21 protein-coding genes and 1 tRNA gene are annotated in these 23,845 nt (G+C 34.5%); 10 read left to right on the forward strand and 12 right to left on the reverse strand.

Annotation, left to right across the window (positions count from 1 at the left end):
- Positions 1–44 precede the first annotated feature (44 nt).
- A complete protein-coding gene (locus E0F89_RS09160) occupies positions 45–407 on the forward strand; it encodes a nuclear transport factor 2 family protein (RefSeq protein WP_073352809.1) in 363 nt (120 codons plus the stop codon).
- Between the two features lie 80 nt (positions 408–487).
- On the opposite strand, the gene E0F89_RS09165 is transcribed toward E0F89_RS09160, so the two are convergent.
- On the reverse strand, positions 488–2,635 hold the full coding sequence (locus E0F89_RS09165; protein ID WP_131909505.1) for a M3 family metallopeptidase: 2,148 nt from the start codon (positions 2,633–2,635) through the stop codon (positions 488–490).
- 180 nt (positions 2,636–2,815) lie between these two features.
- Here E0F89_RS09165 and E0F89_RS09170 point away from each other — a divergent pair, with 180 nt between their 5' ends.
- Both E0F89_RS09170 and E0F89_RS09175 read left to right on the forward strand, forming a co-directional pair.
- Positions 2,816–4,591, forward strand: coding sequence for a DUF885 domain-containing protein (locus tag E0F89_RS09170; protein ID WP_131909506.1), 1,776 nt, complete (start codon positions 2,816–2,818; stop codon positions 4,589–4,591).
- Positions 4,592–4,970: 379 nt separating this feature from the next.
- On the forward strand, positions 4,971–6,689 hold the full coding sequence (locus E0F89_RS09175) for a tetratricopeptide repeat-containing sensor histidine kinase (RefSeq protein ID WP_131909507.1): 1,719 nt from the start codon (positions 4,971–4,973) through the stop codon (positions 6,687–6,689).
- A 457-nt stretch (positions 6,690–7,146) separates the two neighbouring features.
- On the opposite strand, the gene E0F89_RS09185 is transcribed toward E0F89_RS09175, so the two are convergent.
- Positions 7,147–7,228: transfer RNA gene (locus E0F89_RS09185), tRNA-Leu, on the reverse strand.
- A 108-nt stretch (positions 7,229–7,336) separates the two neighbouring features.
- Between E0F89_RS09185 and E0F89_RS09190 the strand changes: the two genes are divergently transcribed.
- From E0F89_RS09190 to E0F89_RS17355, 4 genes are all read left to right on the forward strand, one after another.
- Positions 7,337–8,725, forward strand: a complete 1,389-nt coding sequence (locus tag E0F89_RS09190) for a dipeptidase (protein ID WP_131909508.1) — start codon at positions 7,337–7,339, stop codon at positions 8,723–8,725.
- 527 nt (positions 8,726–9,252) lie between these two features.
- Positions 9,253–9,555 carry a hypothetical protein gene (locus E0F89_RS09195; RefSeq protein WP_131909509.1) on the forward strand — a complete coding sequence of 101 codons (303 nt, stop codon included), beginning with the start codon at positions 9,253–9,255 and terminating at the stop codon, positions 9,553–9,555.
- 9 nt (positions 9,556–9,564) lie between these two features.
- On the forward strand, positions 9,565–9,939 hold the full coding sequence (locus E0F89_RS09200) for a BlaI/MecI/CopY family transcriptional regulator (RefSeq protein ID WP_131909510.1): 375 nt from the start codon (positions 9,565–9,567) through the stop codon (positions 9,937–9,939).
- On the forward strand, positions 9,936–11,528 hold the full coding sequence (locus E0F89_RS17355) for an energy transducer TonB (protein WP_131909511.1): 1,593 nt from the start codon (positions 9,936–9,938) through the stop codon (positions 11,526–11,528). The genes E0F89_RS09200 and E0F89_RS17355 overlap by 4 nt, the downstream gene beginning before the upstream one ends.
- Before the next feature lie 171 nt (positions 11,529–11,699).
- Here E0F89_RS17355 and E0F89_RS09210 read toward each other — a convergent pair whose 3' ends face one another.
- From E0F89_RS09210 to E0F89_RS09220, 3 genes are all read right to left on the reverse strand, one after another.
- Positions 11,700–12,500, reverse strand: coding sequence for a hypothetical protein (locus tag E0F89_RS09210; RefSeq protein WP_131909512.1), 801 nt, complete (start codon positions 12,498–12,500; stop codon positions 11,700–11,702).
- Between the two features lie 178 nt (positions 12,501–12,678).
- Entirely contained in the window at positions 12,679–13,863 is a 1,185-nt protein-coding gene (locus E0F89_RS09215) for a hypothetical protein (protein ID WP_131909513.1), read from the reverse strand.
- Positions 13,864–14,243: 380 nt separating this feature from the next.
- Complete coding sequence (locus E0F89_RS09220; RefSeq protein WP_131909514.1) at positions 14,244–15,614, reverse strand: saccharopine dehydrogenase family protein; 1,371 nt, start codon at positions 15,612–15,614, stop codon at positions 14,244–14,246.
- A 178-nt stretch (positions 15,615–15,792) separates the two neighbouring features.
- On the opposite strand from E0F89_RS09220, the gene E0F89_RS09225 reads away from it, so the two are divergent.
- The 3 genes from E0F89_RS09225 (at position 15,793) to E0F89_RS09235 (ending at position 19,146) form a co-directional block, all read left to right on the forward strand.
- Positions 15,793–16,185 (forward strand): DUF423 domain-containing protein, encoded by a 393-nt coding sequence (locus tag E0F89_RS09225; RefSeq protein ID WP_131909515.1) that lies wholly within the window; start codon positions 15,793–15,795, stop codon positions 16,183–16,185.
- A 73-nt stretch (positions 16,186–16,258) separates the two neighbouring features.
- Positions 16,259–17,860: a phosphoenolpyruvate carboxykinase (ATP) gene (gene pckA / locus E0F89_RS09230; protein WP_131909516.1), complete on the forward strand. Its 1,602-nt coding sequence runs from the start codon at positions 16,259–16,261 to the stop codon at positions 17,858–17,860.
- A 185-nt stretch (positions 17,861–18,045) separates the two neighbouring features.
- Positions 18,046–19,146 (forward strand): DUF4407 domain-containing protein, encoded by a 1,101-nt coding sequence (locus E0F89_RS09235; protein ID WP_131909517.1) that lies wholly within the window; start codon positions 18,046–18,048, stop codon positions 19,144–19,146.
- Between the two features lie 76 nt (positions 19,147–19,222).
- Here the strand turns inward: E0F89_RS09235 and E0F89_RS09240 are convergent, their stop codons facing one another.
- From E0F89_RS09240 to ruvC, 7 genes are all read right to left on the reverse strand, one after another.
- Complete coding sequence (locus tag E0F89_RS09240; protein ID WP_131909518.1) at positions 19,223–19,933, reverse strand: PH domain-containing protein; 711 nt, start codon at positions 19,931–19,933, stop codon at positions 19,223–19,225.
- Positions 19,934–20,001: 68 nt separating this feature from the next.
- Complete coding sequence (locus E0F89_RS09245; RefSeq protein WP_131909519.1) at positions 20,002–20,373, reverse strand: MmcQ/YjbR family DNA-binding protein; 372 nt, start codon at positions 20,371–20,373, stop codon at positions 20,002–20,004.
- A 26-nt stretch (positions 20,374–20,399) separates the two neighbouring features.
- Positions 20,400–21,185, reverse strand: a complete 786-nt coding sequence (locus tag E0F89_RS09250; protein WP_131909520.1) for a cyclase family protein — start codon at positions 21,183–21,185, stop codon at positions 20,400–20,402.
- A 39-nt stretch (positions 21,186–21,224) separates the two neighbouring features.
- Complete coding sequence (locus E0F89_RS09255; RefSeq protein ID WP_131909521.1) at positions 21,225–21,509, reverse strand: GIY-YIG nuclease family protein; 285 nt, start codon at positions 21,507–21,509, stop codon at positions 21,225–21,227.
- A 33-nt stretch (positions 21,510–21,542) separates the two neighbouring features.
- Complete coding sequence (gene hemW / locus E0F89_RS09260; RefSeq protein WP_131909522.1) at positions 21,543–22,682, reverse strand: radical SAM family heme chaperone HemW; 1,140 nt, start codon at positions 22,680–22,682, stop codon at positions 21,543–21,545.
- An 86-nt stretch (positions 22,683–22,768) separates the two neighbouring features.
- Positions 22,769–23,140, reverse strand: coding sequence for a four helix bundle protein (locus E0F89_RS09265; RefSeq protein ID WP_114755184.1), 372 nt, complete (start codon positions 23,138–23,140; stop codon positions 22,769–22,771).
- A 105-nt stretch (positions 23,141–23,245) separates the two neighbouring features.
- On the reverse strand, positions 23,246–23,800 hold the full coding sequence (gene ruvC, locus E0F89_RS09270; RefSeq protein ID WP_131909523.1) for a crossover junction endodeoxyribonuclease RuvC: 555 nt from the start codon (positions 23,798–23,800) through the stop codon (positions 23,246–23,248).
- Positions 23,801–23,845: the final 45 nt, after the last annotated feature.

The raw sequence follows: 23,845 nt of genomic DNA on the forward strand, positions 1-23,845 counted from the left end.
ATGGAATGGGATTTTTTTAATTAAAAATTCAATCCCAAATAAGTATGACACCAGAAAAATTACAATCAATTGCTTTTAAATGGTTTGAAACTTTTAATAATAAAGAATTAGAAAAATTATTGTCTTTATATGACGAAGATGCCGTTCATTTTAGTCCAAAACTAAAAATGTACAAACCGGAGAGTAACGGTTTTGTTACCGGTAAAGAAGCCTTGCGAGAATGGTGGAAAGATGCTTTTGAGCGTTTACCAAGCTTGAATTATAAAGTAAAATCGCTTACTGCCAATGGCGACCGCGTTTTTATGGAATACATAAGAACGGTTACTGGCGAAGAGGATCTTTTAGTGGCGGAAGTATTAGACATCAGAGAAGACAAAATAATTGCTTCCCGAGTGTATCACGGTTAAGATCTTCTTGAACAATAATAAAAAACCCTACAACAAATTATTTATGTTGTAGGGTTTTTAGTTTTAAAAGGAAATTACAATTATCCTTTTAATTTTCTAAGCGGTTCTGCTTTTTTGTCCAGACCACGTTTTCTCAACAGCGGTTCGATACTTGGTTCAGCACCACGGAAACGTTTGTACAAAACCATAGGATCTTCGGTTCCTCCTTTTTCCAAAACATTCTCGCGGAATAATTTTGCTTTTTCTGGATTAAATAAAGTAGTTGTTTTAAATGCTTCAAAAGCATCTGTATCTAAAACTCCTGACCAGATGTAGCTGTAATATCCTGAAGAATATCCTCCTGAGAATATATGGCTGAAATACGTGCTGCGGTATCTTGGTATGATAGAAGAAATTAAACCAATTTTTGTCATTGCAGCTTTTTCGAAAGTGTTTGCATCAACTGTAATGTCTTTGGTTTGAGAATGGTATTCTAAATCCAATAAAGAAGCTGCAAGATATTCTGTTGTGGTAAAACCTTGGTCAAAAGTACCTGCTTTCTTCAATTTATTCACTAGCGATTCCGGAATGACTTCACCAGTTTTATAATGCTTCGCATACATTTTTAAAACTTCTGGTTCAGCAGCCCAATTCTCCATAATTTGAGAAGGAAGTTCCACGAAATCTCTTGGAACACTTGTTCCTGCTAAACTTTTGTACGTCACATTCGACAATAATCCGTGTAAGGAATGTCCAAATTCATGGAAGAAAGTAGTGACTTCATCAAAAGTCAAAAGTGCCGGAGCAGTTGCTGATGGTTTTGTGAAATTACAAACGATAGAAACTACCGGAGCAACACGTTTACCATCCACCGTTTTCTGACTTCTGTATGAGGTCATCCAAGCACCACCACGTTTCGATTCACGCGGATGAAAATCCATGTATAAAACCCCAATATGCGATCCATCTTTTTCTAAAATCTCCCACACGGTTACATCTTCGTGATATTTTGGAACATTAGATAACTCTTTGAATTGTATTCCGTATAATTTTTCGGTTACTTGAAAAACTCCTTTTCTAACATTATCTAAACTGAAATATGGTTTCAATTCTTCCTCGTCAAGATCAAAACGTTCTTTTCTGATTTTTTCCGTATAATATCTCCAGTCAAACGGTTGTACCGCACCTTTAATTCCATCTTTAGCCATCATTTTCTGAATATCGGCGGCTTCTGTTTTGGCTATTTCTAAAGCTGGTTTCCACAAATCTTTCAACAGCTTATTCACATTTTCGGGTGTTTTAGCCATTGATTCTTCTAAAACATAATTGGAATGCGATTTATAGCCTAACAATCTCGCTTTTTGTCCACGAAGATTTGCTAATGCTACTGCATTCTTCTTATTATCAAATTCATTATCTTGATTACCTCTCGTTTGGTATGCATTCCAAATCTGCTTACGCAATTCTCTTTTAGCACTGTATTGCAAAAACGGCATCACGCTGGAATTAGAAAGAGTAAATACCCATTTTCCTTCTTTGCCTTTTGCTTTAGCATCAACAGCTGCAGCATCGATTAATCCTTGTGGCAATCCGGCTAAATCTTTTTTATTTTCAATAACTAACTCGTATGAATTGGTCTCGGCCAAAATATTCTGACCGTATTTTAAACTGGTCAACGAAAGGTCACCGTTTATTTTACGCAATATTTCTTTGTCAGCATTTGATAAATTGGCTCCACTTCTAACGAAATCTTTGTAGGCATTATCTAAAATTTTAGCTTGTTCTAAATTTAGGCCTAATGTTTCTTTTTTGTCCCAAAGCGTTTTTACTTTTGCGAATAATTTCTCGTTCAAGTAAATATTATCTCTGTGAGCGGAAAGATTTGGCGCCATTTCTTTGGCAATGTTTTGAATCTCTTTATTGGTATTCGCCGAATTCAAATTAGAAAAAACCGTATTTACATCCGACAATAATTCCCCTGCATTTTCCATGGCAAGAATCGTATTTTCAAAAGTGGCAGGTTGCGTATTATTTGCAATAGCATTAATCTCCGCTTGATGTTTACTGATACCTTCTAAAATAGCGGGTTTAAAATGTTCATTTTTAATTTTGTCGAAAGGCGGCACATTAAACGGCGTTTCGTAAGCTTGAAAAAATGGATTCATAGTCGTGTTTTCTTTTTTCTCTTGTGCTTCAATTGTTAGCATATTCCCAATGACTAACAAAATGAAAAAGGATTTTTTTCTCATTTAGGTGTAATTAATTAGAACAGTAAATTTAGCCGAAATGTGGCAAAAACAAGATGTCGGAAGGCGTGTTAACGAAATTTTATGACAAACAACGATACTTTTGCAAACGAAAAACTATTCTTACATTTGAAATTAAAAAAAAATCAATAAATTAGCTCGATCTATTACTAAAAATAAATTATGAGAAAAATAACCACTCTTTTACTTTCCGTAACCACTTCATTATTATTGGTTAATTGTAAATCGGAAGAAAAAAAACAGGACTTCAGCAGTCTAACGAAAAACTATTTTGACGACAAAAACACTTTAGATCCTTTGGGAGCAACACAAAGCGGTCAAAACCAATATAACGATCAGCTGCAATTTGAAATGACGGATAGTTTTAGAAACTCGCAAGCAGCTTTCTTTGACAAATACCAATCTGCGTTAAATGCAATTGAGCAAGAAAATTTATCCGAGGAAGAAAAAAACAGTTACCAAATTATCAAATGGGAAGTTGAGATTGGTAAAGATTTGTTAAAACAGCCAACAAATTTGCTTCCTGTTCATCAGTTTTGGGGAACGCATCTGACTATGGGGCAGTTTGCGGGAGGCACCAGCGCACAACCTTTTAAAACAGAAGAAGATTACACCAATTTCCTGAAAAGAATGGACAAATATGCTGTTTGGATAGATTCAGCGATGGTTTACATGAAAAAAGGGCTTGCAAAAGGTGTCGTATTACCAAAATCGTTAACCGTAAAACTAATTCCACAATTTGCAGAAATGGCTACGCCAAATATTGAAGACAATCTATTTTACTCTTCAATAAAACTAATGCCTGCGTCTTTTCCTGATAGCATAAAAGAAGATTTAACAGCAAAATACACCGCTACAATCAATACCAAACTGATTCCACAATATAAAAAAATGGCTGATTTCCTGAACAAAGAATATCTTCCTGCTTCCAGAGCCACCAGCGGAATAGGAAGCTTGCCTTTTGGAAAAGAGTTATATGCCGTGTACGTAAAACAATGGACTACTACCGAAATGACTCCCGAACAAATTCATGAATTGGGATTAAAAGAAGTAGCCCGATTGAATGCCGAAATGGAAAAGGTAAAAAACCAGGTAGGGTTCAAAGGCACATTATTAGAATTCTTTGAGGAAGTTCGAAATAAAAAGGAGTTAAAACCTTTCACCAAACCGGAAGAAGTTATTGCTAATTTCCAAAGCATTTATACGCGTATCAAACCGAATGTAGATAAATTATTCGCACTGCAACCCAAAACGAAATTTGAAATCAGACGAACGGAAGCTTTTAGAGAAAAAACAGCCAGTGCGGAATACAATCAAGGAACGGCTGACGGTACGCGTCCCGGTATTTTCTATGTTCCAATTCCTGATGTAGTCAATTATAATATGTATGGCGATGAAGATTTGTTTTTGCATGAAGCGATTCCGGGTCATCACTTTCAAATATCCTTACAACAGGAAAACGAAAGTCTTCCTGATTTCAGAAAATTCAATTGGTTTGGTGCTTACGGCGAAGGCTGGGCTTTATACACGGAAAGTTTAGGAAAAGAACTTGGATTGTATCAAGATCCGTATCAGTATTTTGGAATGCTGGGCAATGAAATGCACCGTGCGGTTCGATTAGTGGTTGACACCGGATTACACTCCAAAGGCTGGACTAGAGAGCAAGCTATAAAATATTCATTAGCAAACGAAGCCGAAAGCGAAGCGAGCATTATTCCTGAAATTGAGCGTTATATGGCAATTCCTGGACAAGCCTTATCTTATAAGATTGGCCAGCTGAAGATTATGGAGCTACGCAAAAAAGCGGAAACTAAAATGGGTACCAAATTCGACATTAAAAAATTCCATCAAAAAGTATTGGAATCCGGAGTAATGCCATTAGCATTATTGGAAAAGAAAATTAATGCTTGGATAGAAAAAAATAATTTTCAGGCATAGGTATAAAAAAAGCTTCTCGATTGAGAAGCTTTTTTTTTGTGCAGATCACAGATCTTACTAATTTCGTTAAGGTACCCAAAAAGCTCAGGCCACCTTCTCAATAATGTATTTTCACTCATATTGCATGTACAATTACATCCATTAGTTCAATTGCAGTAGAAATCGATTGATAGTGCAAGTGCTCAAGCAAAAGATTTTGGAGTTCGAAAAACAGATCATAAATTCAACGAAAGTTATACTAGTCCCTTGTCTAATACAAATACTCCTATGGCTAGTGACGGTCCTGTTGATGAAATAATTATCATAACACCACCAAAAAAACCATCGGAAGATGTGTTAATTTACAATTAAATACTAATTTCGGGGAAAGTTACTTTATATGGTGCGTTCCCCGATTTTTATTTTACTACTCTTATTTTCCATTGTCTCTTGTCAAGAGGGTACAGAAACAATTTCTTCCAGTCTTAAAAAAAATGACACTGCAAATAGTGTCTTAGCTAAGAAATTATCCGGTTTAGGCGACACTTATTATATGGATAAAAAATTTGATAAGGCATTCTATCATTATACGAAATCGAAAGATTTGTTTGAAATAGAAAAGAACGATGCTTTTGCCGCTTATAATTTAATTCAAATAGCGAGGATTCAGCAAACATTTGGTGATTACAATGATAGTGAAGAAACCTTGACAGAGGCTTTACCCTTTATAAAGAATAATATTGAATATCAAATAGCAGCAAATAATCTATTTGGAATCTCATCAAAAGAACTAAAAAATTATGATGACGCCATTTTCTTTTATAATAAAATTTTAAAAACGGTAAACGATCCATTCTTGAGAGTGACTCCTGTTAATAATATTGCAGCGGTTTATATAGAACAAGAGAAGTATAGAGAAGCAGTAGCATTTTTAGAGCCTATTTCAAAATCTACTATTTTAGATACTATCCCTCATAAAAAAGCTATAATTATTGACAATCTGGGATTTGCTTATTATAAGGGTAATGATATTCAAAAGGGACTAGCATTAATGAAACAAGCGTTAGTAATCAGATCTGATAGTAATGATCCTTATGGCAGTATTGAAAGCCATTTGCATTTAGCGGACTTTTATCAAAATAGAGATCAACAGAAATCGAAGGAGAATGCATTGCAGGCTTATAAGGTAGCCACAAAGTATCAAAGTATCGATGAACGATTGGAGGCATTGGAATTTTTAATGTCCTATAATATGGAAAAAGGGGTAAATAGTTACGCCACACTATTTGTAAATCTCAATGATAGCATTAAAACCGTACGAAACAATGCTAAAAATCAGTTTGCTAAAATTAAGTATGATTCCAGAGAAGCGACTTTGGAAAATATAACTTTCAAGGGGCAAAGAGCAGAAACCCTTTTGCAACTTGAAACGCAAAAAAACGAAAAGTACTTGCTTAGTTTTGGATTGGTTGTACTACTTGGCGGAATCGGTTTCCTTATCCACTATTTTAAAAATAAAAGTAAACGAGAGCTATTAATAGCTAGTTACAATACTGAAACTCGGATTTCTAAACAACTCCATGATGAACTTGCTAATGATGTTTTTTATGCTATGACTTTTGCCGAAACGCAAGATTTATTAAACCCTATAAAAAAAGAAACGCTGTTAGACAATCTTGATAAAATATATATTAGAACACGAGATTTCTCTAAGGAGAATAGTACTATAGAAACGGGAGAAAGTTTTGAACACAATCTAAAACAAATGCTTAGTAATTATAAATGTGAGAGTGTTGAAGTAATTATAAAAAATGGAAAATCAATAGATTGGTCAAAAATCGAAAACGGAAAAAAGATAGCATTACAAAGAGTATTGCAAGAGCTCATGGTTAATATGAAAAAATACAGCCAAGCCAATTTTGTGATCATTGGGTTTGATAGCGATCAGAATAATGTGATCATTGACTATTTAGATAATGGGGTGGGCTTCACGGAAAAACTAATTTTAAAAAATGGACTTCAAAATGCGGAAAACCGCATTCAGGCAGTAAAAGGAATACTTACATTTGATTCTCAAATCAATAAAGGTTTCAAAGCTAAAATTTTACTTCCTAAATAATACAACAAAAATAGGTTCTTAAAAGTTTTAAGTGCAAATGACATAGCTTTTAATGATGTGAGTGCGAGTCAAATACTCCGGGAACTTGCTGTTCCCGACATTCAGTATGCAAAATATTGTGATGAATCTTTGTTAAAAATTAATGAAGCACACATCGATGGTACAACTGCACATGCTAAATAAACTATTGGGAATTAATCTGAAAAACGCATACCCTTTATGGTTTCCCACATTCTCTAAGGAATATTTTTTAATGCCTTAGCGATGAATATAATTTTACAGAAATAGCATCAAATACAATGGCCACACAAGTTACCCCAAAACAAGCAAAACCAAAAAAAAAAATCAATTGAAGAAAGCCTTTGGACTTGATTCATAATATTCTAGACTATGGTTGGGCAACTCTAAAAAACAAAAAACCCAAAACATTAATTATCAATGTTTTGGGTTCTTAAAGTGCGGATAATAGGACTCGAACCTACACGCCTTGCGGCACCAGATCCTAAGTCTGGCATGTCTACCAATTTCACCATATCCGCGCAATTGTGGGTGCAAAGATACACTTAACTTCCAATTTTCAAAACTATTTAGATAAAAAATATTCATACTCTTTTTTGTACTTTTGAAATATAAACAAAATTCAAATAATGGAAAATATTAAAGCATACGTTCAAGAACACAAAGACCGCTTTATCAACGAGTTAATCGAATTATTAAAAATCCCATCCGTAAGTGCCGACACTGCTTACTCTCACGATGTTTTTGAAACAGCTGATGCCGTAAAAGCCAGTTTAGAAAAAGCAGGCTGCGATTTTGTTGAAATCTGTGATACTCCAGGGTATCCAATCGTTTATGGTGAAAAGATTATAGACCCAGCATTACCCACCGTTTTAGTTTACGGACATTATGATGTTCAACCACCGGATCCAATCGAATTATGGACTTCTCCACCCTTTGAACCCGTAATCAAGAAAACCGAAATTCATCCCGAAGGCGCCATTTTTGCCCGTGGTTCTTGTGATGACAAAGGCCAAATGTACATGCACGTAAAAGCATTAGAATATATGGTGCAATCGAATACTCTGCCTTGCAACGTGAAATTCATGATTGAAGGCGAAGAGGAAATTGGTTCTAAAAGTTTGAGTTGGTTCGTAGAACGGAATCAGGAAAAATTAAAGAACGATGTGATTTTAATTTCGGATACCGGAATGATTTCTAATCAGCAGCCGTCAATTACAACAGGTTTACGCGGCTTAAGCTATGTAGAAGTAGAAGTTACAGGACCAAACCGCGACTTGCATTCTGGATTGTACGGAGGTGCCGTTGCCAATCCTATCAATGTGTTGTCTAAGATGATTGCTTCGCTTCATGACGAAAACAACCACATTACCATTCCCGGTTTCTATGACAATGTAGCAGAATTATCCTTGGAAGAAAGAGCTGAAATGGCCAAAGCGCCTTTCAATTTAGAAAACTACAAAAAAGCATTAGACTTAAATGACGTTTATGGCGAAAAAGGCTATGTAACAAACGAAAGAAATTCCATTCGTCCTACACTCGATGTCAACGGAATCTGGGGTGGTTACACCGGTGAAGGCGCTAAAACGGTTATTGCGAGCAAAGCTTTCGCTAAAATATCGATGCGTTTGGTACCAAATCAAGACTGGGAAGAAATCACCGAATTGTTTACCAAACATTTCACAAGCCTTGCTCCTGCCGGCGTTACCGTAAAAGTAAAACCGCATCATGGCGGACAAGGTTACGTAACCCCAATAGACAGCATTGGCTACAAAGCCGCAAACATGGCGTATACGGAAACCTTTGGCGTTCCCGCAATTCCCGTGCGTTCCGGAGGAAGTATTCCTATTGTTGCCTTATTCGAAAAAGAACTGAAAAGCAAGACTATTCTAATGGGATTTGGCCTGGACAGCGATGCAATTCACTCGCCAAACGAACACTTCGGGATCTTCAATTACCTGAAAGGAATTGAAACCATTCCGTTGTTTTACAAATATTTTGTGGAGTTGTCAAAATAAATTCCTTTCCTTAAATAATTTATCCGCTCTAAACAGGGCGGATTTTTTTTGGGCGTTCCCACGCTTCCACTATCGTTCCAGCGTGGTCAGGCTGTCCGTTCTCAATCTTTTTATTTTTTGAAATAAAAAAATAAAAAGGATTTCCACTCCCATCCTTAACGCAAATTCGGAAATTATCCCATTGATAGCTATTTTAAAATCTGCGAATCTGCGGTTATAATCTTTTTATATTAAACCAAAACAGGCGGATACTGCATAATCCCGTAAGCAATTTGAAACCAATAAAAGGAATTCCTCTTCAATCCTTAACGCAAACCGCTGATTTCCAAAATATTTTTTCTTTAAAATTTGTTTATCTCAATTTTTATTCTACATTTGTAGAGCAATGTTTTAATCTGTAGAGTATGAAAGTCCAAAATCAATATAAAATTATCGTCCTTTTAATATGTATAAGCCTAACAAGCTGTAAAATTAATCAAACCAAAAACGGATTAAAAACAGGCAAATGGATACAAACAGAAAAATTCATGAACATCGAATCCAGCGCAACAGGAAGATACAAAAAAGGAGATAAGATTGGAACTTGGAAAGAGTATATCAGCGATCGATTAACTACAAAAGAAAAGTATAAAAAAAACAGTTGCCACATTATCAAATACCACAATACAGGAAAAATTCAACAAATAGGAGTTTCCAATAAAGCCATTATAAATTCAAAAATAGAATGGCTGCCCGCAGGAGAATGGATATTCTATGACTCCGAAGGCGTTTTGCTAGGAACCAAAATCTATGAAAAAGGAATACCCATTGAAGAAATTTACACCAAATAAAAAATAAACATGCAACAACTAACGAACGCCGAAGAACAAGTAATGGAACACCTTTGGAAACTCGAGAAAGCCTTCATGAAAGACTTGCTTGAAGCCTATCCAAAACCAAAACCCGCAACCACAACCATCGCTACTTTATTGAAAAGAATGATCGATAAGCAATTTGTAGCTTATAATGAATTTGGGAACTCACGGGAATATTATCCTTTGGTCAAAAAAACCGATTATTTCTCGAAACACGTCAACGGATTGATTAGTAATTTTTTCAACAATTCGGCATCACAATTCGCCTCTTTCTTTACCACCGAAACCAATTTATCGCAAACGGAACTGGAAGATCTCAAGAGAATAATAGACAGTGAAATTCTAAAAAAGAAAAAATGAGCGACTTTCTAATCAAATCGACGATTACTTTATTCGTGCTACTGGCAGTGTATTATTTGTTTTTGGAAAAAGAAAAAATACACGTTTTCAATAGGTTTTACTTGTTGTTCAGTCTTGTTTTTTCAATTGTAATTCCATTTATAACTATTGAAGTGATTCAGGAAATAGCGCAACCTACAGTCAATGCGGGAAATATCCAAATACTGCAAGGAAGCGCTGTAATCATGGAGGAAACTAACTATCTGGCAATAGGATTATGGAGTTTGTATGCTGTAGTAACACTCGTTTTGGCGGTACGTTTTTTCAGTAATATCATCAAGATTTCGTCTAAAATGAAGTCGAATACAGCAATTGATTACAAAAATGCTAAATTGATTTTGGTTCCCGAAAAAACGTTGCCGCATACTTTCCTGAATGCAATTTTCATTAACGAAGCGGAATACAACAACCGTGAAATTGAAGCTGAATTGTACACACACGAACTTACGCATGTAACCCAAAAACACACTTTGGATATTTTATTCATCGAACTATTGAAAACCGTTTTTTGGTTCAACCCTATTTTTATTTTTTACAAAAAAGCCATACAACTCAACCACGAATTTCTTGCCGATGAGAAAGTAGTGACCTCCTATAACAATGTTCCGTTCTACCAATCTTTATTACTATCGAAAGCGAACGAGAACAAAACTTTTTACTTGGCCAGTAATTTGAATTATTTAATAACTAAAAAACGATTACTTATGATGACAAAAACCACATCAAAAAACATTTCAATACTTAAGAAAATAGCAATTGCTCCAGTACTTGCAATACTATTATTTTCTTTATGTACAGAAACTGTTGCAAGAGAAAAGAAAAATACTACAGTACAAAAGCAACCAATTTTAAATAAGAAGATTGCAACTGCCAAAAGTGAATTGCAGCAAATTGAAAAGTCAGAAAAACGAAGCGACACCATCAAAAGAAAAAAACTAGAGGTAGTGAAAATTAAGAATGAAGATTTTACCAAAATTGGTAGTCTCTATTTTAATGATAAAGGCTCCATAGACATTAACGGTAATCCTGCAAATGACGGCTATATTTATATCAACAATGAGGTTCATTTTTATGTGACCAAAGGTAAAGAAAGAGAATACTACGACAGATATGGATTTAGAGTAAACAGCCAAGGAGTAAAAATAAATAATGAAACAATTACTGTTTTAGAAAAAGACTATCAGGCGGAAGCTTCAAAATTGATCGCCAGCGATGAATTTGGAGACATTTATAATACTGCAGGAATAACTACCAAACCTGATTTTCCAGGAGGAATTGGCGAATTTTATAAATTTGTGGGAACCAATTTTAATATTCCTTTAGATGCTGAAAAAAATAATGTTAAAGGAAAAGTCTACGTTACATTTATAGTTGAACTTGATGGCAGACTTACTAATATCAAAATCATAAGAGATATTGGATACGGAATTGGTACAGAGGTGGTTCGTGTTTTAGGTATATGTCCTAATTGGATTCCCGGTAAAATGAACGAGAAACCTGTGAGAGTAATGTACAGCTTACCAATCACAATTCAATCTGGAAAGGCGTAATTGTAAAAAAGAAATCCGCTTCAAAGTAGACTGCCCCCAAAAAGTTAGACACTATTTGGGGGTATTTTTATGGAAAGAAAAGTCAGGTATGACTATGCGTTTAAACTTGATGCGAAACTTTAATACCACTAAAACCCCACTATATCAAAACTGCTCTTGGTGGCTGTGTTTTTATTCAGTTGTCATTGTAAGTTTTTCCGCTTCCGTATTAAATTCTTCATCGATTTTATGTTGTTTCAGTTTCCATAACCAGTAAATACCACCTAAGGGAATTCCAAAAGTCCAAACTGAACCTAGAAACCCCATAAAACTAAAACTAATTCCAAAGAAAAATTGAAAATTTATAATTTTATATGAAAGTCCTTCAACAGCAGAATATGTAAAAGTTGGTGTGTTGAAAAATAATACAGCTAGATATTTTAACCATTTTTTCGATAATGTACTTTTCTTAATTTCTCGGATTACGTAAATATTGAATAATAGAACAGCTAATGGTAAAATTCCGAATAACCAAAATAGCATCATATTCGGCAAAGGAGATTTTACATCAAGAGTGTTTATGTTTATAATTTTTTTTGAATTGTCATCAAACAAAACTTGAAAAACACCAAATTCTTTTCCATTTGAAAATTCTATTAATGCAAGTGTTGTATTGGGAGGAGTATTTTCGCTTTCAACTGTAGAACGCTTCTTTTCAGATTTCATTAATGAATATTCAAAATTATGACCAAAGTTCTTTTCTACTAAACCACGGAATTCTTCCAAACCTAATTTTAAAGTGTCAATATTTGTGTTTTTACCCATTTCACTTTCCAAAGCCATTTGAGAAACACATTTGTCATAGTCCTTTTTCATTAAGGTTTCCACAAATTCTTTTGTCTTATCTTTAAATGTAAAACTATCTTTAAGAAAATTACAACTCGCAAGAAGTGAAATTGTCAAAAGCAAAATTGAAATTCTAATTTTATTCATATTTTCTGTTTTTTCTGTGTATTTTCTGTGGTAACATATCCACCAATTTTCCCGCACTACAAGCAGTTTGGGCTAAATCCAGCGTTATCTTTCGGATTTGCCAAATCTTCCAAATACAAAACCAATTTCAAATAAAGCCTAATACCCAAATTGTTTGTAGCGTGTGTTACCTGCTGTTTCATTCTCCCAATATTTTCCCTCCTCTTTGCGATTTAAAAGTTCCGTTTTTTATAAGTTCGGTTATCGCTTTTGAGACAATTACGTTAGAAAGTCCTAATTCTTTAGCGGTTCGCTTATGTTGATTTTTTTGCCAAGGCTGTTCAGGAAGTTTAAGCTTTATCTTTTCTATTAAGTGTTTGTCCAAAAGAATTGGTTTGTTGGAATTTTGATTAGATATTTTTGATACAATTATTGCTTTAATTTTACTTCTTTTAATTTCCGTTTCAACTATTGCGATATATGCCAAAATTTGCATTGCAGTTCCTGAAAGATAAAAAGTTGGTTTTTCAGGACTGTGAAAGACTTTTCTATCGAAAATATTATTAAACATATACAATGCATCTCCCGCCCAAAATTCATAATTAGATTCAAATATTGGTGTTGTTTTTTTAGAAAACTCTACTTCAATTTGACATTTTGCTTCAGGCTTTTTATTGTTTTTTTGCGTTGAAAAATTTTCTTTAGATCGATTTTTAACCTGTTCTAAAATTTCTTCAGAAAATTTTTTAAAATCTTCAAAACAGTTTTCAAGATAAAAATTCTCAACTGTTATGTTATGTCCTTGATAATTATATTTATCTCTATAAAATTGATCAGTTTTTCCTAGTCGATGAACTAAAAGATGTCTTCGTTGATGGTATTCCTCCATAACTTTGAATCCAGGGTAAATATTTGCAATATCAATTTTTAATGTTTTGTTATAATATTTTACAATTTCATTAAAACCACCGCTAGAAAGCCTCCTCAATTCTTTAGAAATAACGAGATTATAGATATCTGCTGTAGATTTTATTGAAAGCAAGTCTGACTGTTTAAATTCTAAAATAATATTTTCTTTTTTGAAAGGTTCTTTGTGAGAAATAAATATTTCACGGATTTGATCGATTAGAAAAACTTCTAAAGCAGAAACAAAACGTACAAATACAATTTCTGCTAAATTTTTTTGATTTTCACTTACTACTCCTTTAACTTTACTTTTGTAAAAAGTTGGAGGATTTACTTCTATGTCAATTTCGATTAAATCATCTTTCTTTTTTCGCCATTGATACAAAAAATAGTCAGTTTGGTCGTAAGCATATAAGCTCGACCTGTAAAAATTAATTAGTGTATTTAACTCGCTAATAAATTGTTGATGTGTTCTCATTTTTTTTTAGAAATGGCAGGTAACTTGTATATAGACGAAACAAACCTTCACATATACAACAAAATTGGGTAGATTGGCGAAGATTTGTTTCGCTTTACCTGATTTCAAATATATTAAAATTTTCTTACAATTCAGTAAAAAAAGGCGCGTCATTGGAATGCGTTGCGTGAGGGATGGCAGCGAAAATGCTTTATGTTTTTTCTTTAAAAACATAAAGATTGCAGCGAACAGCCCGACCCGAAGTTGTGAGGAGGAACGACGAAGCAATTTGCAGGGTCACGCCCATACTTTGGCTACGCTCAGCATAAATAAAGAATTTCAAAAAACAAATCCGCTTCAAGAGGAGCGGATTTATCAAACTAAAAATCTAAAAAAAACTACTAACTAAACTCTTTATCCGGATTGTATCCTAAATACGGCATGGATTGTTCCTTGAAAACAACGCCGTATTCTTCTAATTCTTTCAAAATAGGCTCATAAACTTCCTTACGAATGGGCAATTGCACTCCCGGAGTTGTGATTTTACCATTCAAGATTAATAAGGTCGCCATTGCAACGGGTAAACCCACTGTTTTTGCCATGGCTGTATAGGTTTGATCGTCACCAATACAAACCATTTTGGAATCTATTTGTTCTTTTTTGCCATTGAATTCGTATCCAAATTTGTGATACATGACAATCATATCTTTATCATCTTGCTGAAGTGTCCAACTATCCGTCAATATTTTTTCCAGAATTTGTGCCGGAGTAGCATTTTTCAAACCTACTTTCTTGTTTGGATTGAACAAATCGAGTTCCAATAATTTGTCCCACATGATATCGTCTTGGTCAATCTTGAGAATCAAACGGGTTTTAATTTCTACTGAATCCGTGGGATGATATGGCAGGAAAGAATTCACAAATTCCCTGTAACTCATGTTCTCCGAATCCTCCATAACGTAACTGTCATCCGTCATTCCTAATTGCACAAACATATTCCACGCTTTCGAGAATCCCACTCTTCGGATCGTTCCTCTGTATAACGTAAGTACATTATCTAAACCATACACACTGCGGTATTTCAACGAATCGCGATTCGAATAGCCTTCAAATCGACCATATCCTTCCACTTGCAAAAACTCGGTTCTGCGAAACAAATTACAGTACGGAATGTATTTATAAGTCCCTTCCTGAATAAACTTGGCAGCGCCACCCTGACCCGCAAGAACTACATTGCGTGGTGCCCAGGTAAATTTATAATTCCAAAGATTCGTATCGGATTCCGGAGCTACAAGTCCGCCACAAAAGGATTCGAATAAAATCATCTCACCGCCTTTTTCCTTAATCTCATCAATCACTTTCATCGCACTCATGTGGTCAATGCCTGGATCAAGTCCAATTTCATTCATGAAAATTAGATTATTTTCCTTTGCGGCAGCATCTAATTCCTGCATGGCATCACTCACATAAGAAGCGGTAACTAAGTGTTTTTTATAAATAATACAATCTTTGGCCACCTGAATATGCAAATGAGCCGGCAACATCGAGATGACAATATCAGCAATTTGCACGGCTTTTTTTCTTTGATCTTCATCAAAAATATCTAAGGCAATTGCCGTTGCATTGGGGTGATTGTTTGTCTTTTTTTGGGCTAAAGCCAAAGACAAATCACCAATAACAAGATGCAAATCCTCTTTTTCAGATTTATTTAAAAGATACTGAATCAAAGATGAAGCTGATCTTCCTGCCCCAATGATTAAAATTGTTCTCATTTTTATATATTTATAACACAAACATACAAAAATGTTGTATTTATAACAAATTGAAGTGAAATATTTTGGATAAAGAAAAAAGCATTCCTAGTATTTAACCTTAACAAAATAAAACAATAGTTGTAAATACTTTTAATTTCATTTGAGATGAAATACTTTTGCAGTAAAGACAAGCAAAATGAAAAAGAAGTTACTTTCAACAGCCGCCATTCTAGGCATGATCGCTATAATTTTGGGTGCTTTTGGAGCACATGCTCTAAAAAAAGTACTCTCTGTGGAGCAATTAGTGACTTTTGAAACCGGTGTACGCTACCAAATGTACCATGCGTTGTTTTTACTATTAATAGGGATGCTGGACAACATCACTGAAAAAGCAAAAAAAACTATCTACTATTTGGTCATTTTGGGTGTAATTTTATTCTCAGGCTCGATTTATTTATTGGCTACAAACGACCTGACATCTTTTGATTTTAAAACAATTGGATTTTTGACACCCATCGGTGGACTACTGTTAATAGTAGCTTGGGGCGTTTTACTAGTATCATCTTTAAATAAAAATTCACAAAATTAAAAGAATCAAAGGCTAACTGAAATATAATTTCTACTTTTGCAGTCTATAAAAAAGTAACTACAACAATAAATTTATGGACAATAGCACGCTTTCCTCGCAATCGATTTCGTTAAAAGAATTAGGAATTGAAAATGCCAAAATTCATTACCAGTTATCTCCTGAAGAATTACACGATATAACGGTAAGCGAAGGACAAGGAGTTGAAATTTCAAATGGAGCTTTAGCTGTTAATACCGGAGAGTACACCGGACGATCGCCACAAGACCGATATATTGTAAAAGACAGTATTAGTGAAGATCAAGTTTGGTGGGGGAAGGTAAACATCCCTTTTGAACCAGCAGCATTTGACACATTATATAATAAGGTTACTGCTTATTTATCCAATAAAGAAGTATATGTAAGAGATTCTTATGTGTGTTCTGACCCAAACTACCGATTAAATGTTAGGGTAATTACAGAAACTCCTTGGGCAAATTTATTTTGCTACAATATGTTTTTGAGACCAGAAATGGAAGAATTAGCAAACTTCGCTCCTGAATGGACTTTACTTTGTGTGCCAAGTTTTATGGCAGATCCTGCGGTAGACGGAACACGTCAAAGCAATTTTGCAATTCTTGATTTTACCAGAAAAATTGTTTTAATAGGCGGAACTGGATATACAGGTGAAATGAAAAAGGGAATTTTCTCTGCTTTGAATTTCATTTTACCCGTTTTCAAAAATACGTTACCAATGCACTGTAGTGCCAATGTTGGAAAAGATGGTGATACTGCAATTTTCTTTGGATTATCAGGAACCGGAAAAACAACTTTGTCAGCAGATCCAAACAGAAAATTAATTGGTGACGATGAACATGGCTGGACAAATGAAAACACAGTATTCAACTTTGAAGGAGGTTGTTATGCTAAAGTGATCAACCTTTCGGAAGAAAATGAACCAGACATTTTTCGAGCTATAAAAAAAGGAGCAATCCTTGAAAATGTGATCATTAATAAGGACACCAATGAAGTTGATTTTGAAGATATCTCTATCACTCAAAACACCCGAGTGAGTTATCCTATTTTTCATATTGACAACATACAGCCGGGTTCTATTGGTAAAAACCCGAAAAACATCTTTTTCTTAACGGCCGATTCATTCGGAATATTGCCTCCAATTTCGAAACTGACTCCAGGACAGGCTGCTTACCATTTTATTTCCGGTTACACAGCAAAAGTAGCGGGTACCGAAGCTGGAATTACAGAACCTCAGCCTAATTTTTCGGCTTGTTTTGGCGCACCTTTTATGCCATTACACCCAACAAAATATGCTGAAATGTTGAGTAAGAAAATGAAAGATGCCAATGTAAAAGTTTGGTTAATCAATACAGGTTGGACAGGTGGACCTTACGGAATAGGAAGCCGCATGAAATTAAAATACACGCGCGCCATGATAACCGCTGCCTTAAACGGAGAACTGGACGATGTGACTTACGAAAATCATAAGGTATTTGGAATTGCAAAACCGCAAACCTGTCCAGATGTTCCTAGCGAAATATTAAATCCTAGAAACACGTGGGAAGATCCAGAACTATACGATAAAAAAGCAATTGAATTAGCTGAAAAATTCAAAGCTAATTTTGCCAAATTTGAAGAATTTGCTAATGCTGAAATTATGGCAGGAGCTCCTTTAGCTTAAGTTAATTATAATTCAAAAACCTGTAGAGCCGTTCGTAAAGAGCGGCTCTATTTTTTTATATAAAAGGCTAAATAAAAACATATCAGCCCTATATAACAATTTTCATTTTTTGGCGTTAAATTTGCAATTATCAATCACCCGAGCTGGAATAGCAAACTGGCGAAGCAATCAAAAAATCATCAATCATGTTAAAACAATTTTTCATCCTTTGTTCTGGAGCCGATAAAGACTTACTTGAAGGCTGTTCCGAAGGCGAACAAACCAAATATGTAGGTATTGGCGCCACCGTTTTTTTTACCGCGGTCATGGCTTTTCTTGCCAGTTCGTATGCACTGTTCACCGTCTTTGACAGCATATATCCCTCAGTTGCATTTGGTATTGTTTGGAGTTTACTTATTTTCAATCTGGACCGTTTTATTGTTTCCACCATTCGTAAAAGAGATAAAACAGGAAGTGAATTCCTGCAGGCAACTCCCCGAATTATTTTAGCGGTAATTATTGCAATAGTAATTTCCAAGCCATTAGAAATTAAAATCTTCGAAAAAGAAATCAATACCGTTTTGTTGAAAGAGAAAAATGCGATGGCTTTGAATAATAAAAAAGAAGTAGCGAATTATTTCAAATCCGATTTGGATAAAAATAAAACAGAAATCGATAAACTAAAATCGGAAATCACAAACAAAGAGAAAGAAGTAAATACGCTGTATGAAACCTATATCACCGAAGCCGAAGGAACCGCTGGAACCAAAAAATTAGGTAAAGGTCCTGTTTTTAAAGAAAAAATTGCCAAACATGATTTGGCTAAACAAGAACTGGATACTTTACAAAAAACCAACTTGGCTAAAATTGCCGAAATGGAGAAAAATACCAAAACCCTGCAAACAGATTTAGACAAGAAAGTTATCGAAACCCAACCTATTATTGATGGATTTGACGGTTTAATGGCACGAATCAATGCCTTGGATAAATTACCGTGGCTGCCTTCGTTTTTTATCATGCTCTTGTTTTTAGCTATTGAAACTTCTCCTATTATTGCCAAACTTCTATCTCCAAAAGGGGAATATGATTATAAACTGGAAGATTTGGAAACAGCTTTGAAAGCAACTATCGAACAAGACAAATACCAACGTACTTTATTGGTAAAAACTAGTGCTACAATGCACGATAAAGTATACGGAGATATTGCTGACGATAAAAAACTTTATGATTTACAGCGGAAAAACGCTACTGATTTATTAGAATTACAATCCAATAATTTTGTAGAAAAGCAGAAAAGAACGCTTTAAGTCAAAGGTTAAAAGTCCTAAAGTCAAAAGGCAGTAAAAAATCTTTTGACTTTAGGACTTTCGGCTTTAAGACTAATTACATATAACTCAAAATTTCTTTTTTGAAAACGTCGTATTCGCCTTGTAAAATCAACCCATTGTCTAGTAATTTTTTATAATTCTGTAATTTTTCAAAAAGTTCATCTTGTGATAAATCACTTAACGATTTGTCTTTTGATGGTAATGCTACTTCTTGGAATTCTTGATTTTCCGCAATGAAATTGGGTTGTGAAACAGGCATTATTTCAGCAAAATTAGTCACTTCTTCCGTTTCCATTTCTTCGATAATCTCCACTTCTTCTATTGGTAAAACCGGAACTTCATCCATCATGGTTGCGTTTAACACAGAACCAACTTTCAGTATATCCAATTGTTCTTTCGCATACGTAAAAATCTTTCGCGCCTGGATTTTAGGAATATAATCTATAGAAACTTCCATATTAGTTCTGGTTGTAAAAGAAAACTCAGAACCCAGAATATTTTCTTTGACAAAAGTACCTTCAATTTCGTCCCAAGTGTAATCAATAAAATTCATTGAAAGTCCCAGGTTTTTGGGCTGACAGATGATAATTCTTTTATTCGTCATCACAATACTATCCGGCAAAACGGTAATCGCTGGCTTTTTTTGAACAGCTATATAGCCTATTTCTTCATTTTTCATCAATAAATCACTCAATTTTGAAGCGATTTTTTCAATAGCTTTTGGGTCTTGTTCTTCGTTTAAAAACTTTTTAAATTGTTTTTTCATATGATATGCTGAATTTACTTCAGTGTGTATTTTTAATTTTAATCCAAATTTATTCGCAAAAGTAATGCCTAATTTTCTAATTCCTGAATTTCGATTTGCAATTTCTTTGTTAAACTTTTGAAAACCAATTCATAGGAATGATCGATCAGTTCTTTAACAAGCGCATCCGAAACTGATTCATTTACAGCAATTGTATTCCAATGGGTTTTACTCATGTGAAATCCCGGTTGAATATCATCGTATTCAGCACGCAATTCCTCAGCGCGCTCCGGATCACATTTTAAATTAACGGATGGTTGTCCTTTCTCCCATTGACTTAAAGATGATAATGCAAACATTTTTCCACCCACTTTAAAAACTAAAGTATCTTCATCAAAAGGAAAATGTTCGGTCACTCCTTTTTTGGAAAGACAATATTCGTAATACGTTTCTAAGTTCATTTTTTGAAATTATTTGCATTCAAAATTTATACTTCATCATTTAAAATAGAATACAAAATCGGCTTACTCGGACTCGCATCATTCTCAAAAGATGCGATTTGTAAATTCAGCAAATAACTGCCGTCTTTCACTTCGTTAGACACAAAAATCATCTCGGTAATCGTGCATTCCAATCGCGCATCGTCATTTAGATTGTTGACATCGGTTACATTCCAAAATGCTTTGTGTGCCAATAATTTTCCATCATCTTTTTCTTTATCGACACTTGGCAAATCAATCAATAAATGCTGAATTCCGCTTTTGCGAATGAAACGCGCAGCCTCTTCAGAAAGATATGGCGGATTGGTATTCGAATATTTTAAAGATTTTTTTATTTTAAAATTAGGAAGTGTTCTAATGATTAAGGCTTCTTTTGGAAGACCTAATTTCAATGTCACATCGAGCGCAGTCGAAATACTTTCCAAAGTAATCACCAAATCTTCTCCTTGCAATTCCGGCACAACCGAAATCAATTCAGCCAAAAAGAAAAACTGTTTCAACGCTTGATTAATACTGTAAAATTCCCGTGTAATATGTCCCAAGCATTCGGTATGAGTCCCATGTCCGTGCGGATTGAAGAAAATATTGTTGAAGTTTGTCGAGGATTTCCCTTCCGAAACTTTGCCTATCCAATCCCCAAAAACTACGGGTTCAATGACTGGCTTGTCGATATACCAAGCAATTGGATTCTCATCAGTATTCGACAATGGAATCGAAATATCAATGGGATTTGATAGATCAATTTTAAATTCGTTGTTGATGGTTGCTATCATTTATGCTGAATTTATTTCAGCATCTCATCTGGAGATACTTTATAAGTTCAAATATAAATCTTTTAATTCAGGATTTGAAAGTTTTGCAATATTCCATTTCCAGTCTTTATGCCAATTTTTAAGTTGTTTTTCTCTTTGAAAAGCATCACTCCAATCAGCAAACTCTTCAAAATAGATTAAAATTGTAGCATTATATTTTTTTGTAAAAACTGCAGCCGTACCATTTCTATGACAATCAACTCTGTTTTTAAGATTTTTGGTTGCTCCTACATATAAAATAGTAGCGTTTTTATTAGTCAAAATATATGTAAATCCTTTTTCCATATAAAATCGGTTAAAAATTAACAGATCCTGAAACTAGTTCAGGATAAATAAGTCTGATGCAATTCCATCCGTCAAAAACTTTCCTTTTGGTGTTGGTTTCAAGATATTATTTTCAATAAAAACTAAATCATCATCAAGGAATTTCTGGACTTGCTTACTTAGATAGTCTAAATATTCGCTTCCAAATTCGGTTTTAATTCTATCCAAAGAAACGCCCCAAATCGTTCGCAAACCGGTCATAACATATTCGTTATAACGGTCCGCTGTCGAAAGGATTTCTATTTCATTGGGCAATTTGTCTTCTTGAATGGATTTTATATAAAGAGAATTATTTGACACATTCCAACTTCTCGAAATACCATCATAACTGTGCGCCGAAGGACCAATACCCATGTATTTTTTCCCTAACCAATACGCCGAATTATTTTTTGAAAAATAGTTTTCCTTACCAAAATTCGATAATTCGTAATGAATAAAATCATGGCCTTCGAGCTTTTCGACCAAAATAGCAAAATGCTCTTGGGCGACTTCATCCTTAGGCGCCGCAATTTTTCCTGTTTGAATCAGTTTATTCAAAGCCGTTTTAGGCTCTACCGTCAAGGCATAACTCGAAATATGTGGGATACCAAAAGACAGTGCTGTTTCAATATTTTGTTTCCATTTCTCATTGCTCATTCCTGGAACTCCATATATTAAATCAAGGGAAATATTGCCGAAATACTTGGTGGTCTCTTCTAAGCATTTTTTGGCTTCCGCCGAATTATGAGCCCGGTTCATCATTTGCAAATCATCTTCAAAAAACGATTGAATCCCAATGCTTAATCGGTTGATTTTACTTTTAGATAATTCAATTATTCGTTCACTTGACAAATCATCAGGATTTGCTTCAAGAGTGATTTCGGGATTTTCAATTACAGAATAATTGTTATAAACTGCAGCAATCAAAAAATTAATTTCTTCAGAAGATAAAACACTTGGCGTTCCTCCACCAAAATAAATAGTTTCGACTCCCGAGAATTCGGGATCATTTTCAAACTCGCTTTTACGCATTTGAATTTCTTTGGCAATAGCCAAAACCATTTCTTCTTTCTTCTTCATCGAAGTTGAAAAATGGAAGTCGCAGTAATGGCACGCCTGCTTACAAAAAGGGATATGAATGTATATTCCGCTCATTTATTAGTGGTTAGTTATAAGAAAGTGGTCAGTGGTCAGATTTTTAGTGTTCAGTCCTGAGAAAGTATATATATTTTAAATAATGATCACTCCTTTTTAACTCCAAACTTTTCAGGATTCAATATCATATAATTTACAAGTTTTCCAATTTCTAAACTTTCAGAAATAAATTCCTGATAAATAGCTTCAGAAATATATTTACAAGAAACGGCAAACTCTAACCAAACTTGCGTTTCTGAATTTTCTCCATCAGAATCAGTCAACTTACTATAAAAATGTTTTGGATAAGTCCTCTTTCTATATGCTTCAGCAATAGTTGCAGGAACACTTCTTGAAGAGCGCCGAATTTGATCTGTCAATGAATAGGTTTCTTCCTTTGGGAATGATTTTGTTATTTCAAAAACCTTCATTGCTAATGCGAACGATTTTTTATAGGCTAATAAATCTTGGAATCTCATATGATACATTTTAAAAAACGAAATACTCTAACTTAATTAAAATTACTGAAAACTAACTAATCATACCTGCCCAAAGCAACTGAACACTAAAATACTGACCACTGATCACTTTTTTATTCGTTCTTCGTTTTGTTTTACAAAAGCATCCCAACCGGTATAGCTTTTCTCGCCAACCACTTTTCCAGAATTGAAAAAATGACAAACCGCTGCAGCCAATCCATCAGTTGAATCCAGATTTTTAGGTAATTCTTTCAGTCCTAAAAGTTGCTGTAGCATTTTGGCAACTTGTTCCTTGCTGGCATTTCCATTTCCGGTAATCGCCATTTTTATTTTTTTGGGTTCATATTCCGTGATTGGAATGTCTCTCGAAAGTCCCGCTGCCATAGCAACGCCTTGTGCGCGTCCCAACTTTAGCATCGATTGTACGTTTTTTCCAAAGAAAGGTGCTTCAATTGCAATTTCATCCGGATTGTGTGTATCAATCAGCTCAATTGTGCGTTCAAAAATGATTTTCAGTTTTTGATAATGATTGTCGTATTTTGACAATTGCAGTTCATTCAGTTGCAAAAACTCCATTTTTTTATTGACAATTTTTATCAATCCAAAACCCATAATCGTCGTTCCTGGGTCAATTCCTAATATGATGCGTTCGTTTGACAAAAGATTTGTTTAAAGTTTAAAGTTCGAAGTTCAAAGTTTTCGTTT

Origin of the sequence: Flavobacterium caseinilyticum (genome assembly GCF_004349085.1) — a bacterium.
Classification (GTDB): Bacteria; Bacteroidota; Bacteroidia; order Flavobacteriales; family Flavobacteriaceae; genus Flavobacterium; species Flavobacterium caseinilyticum.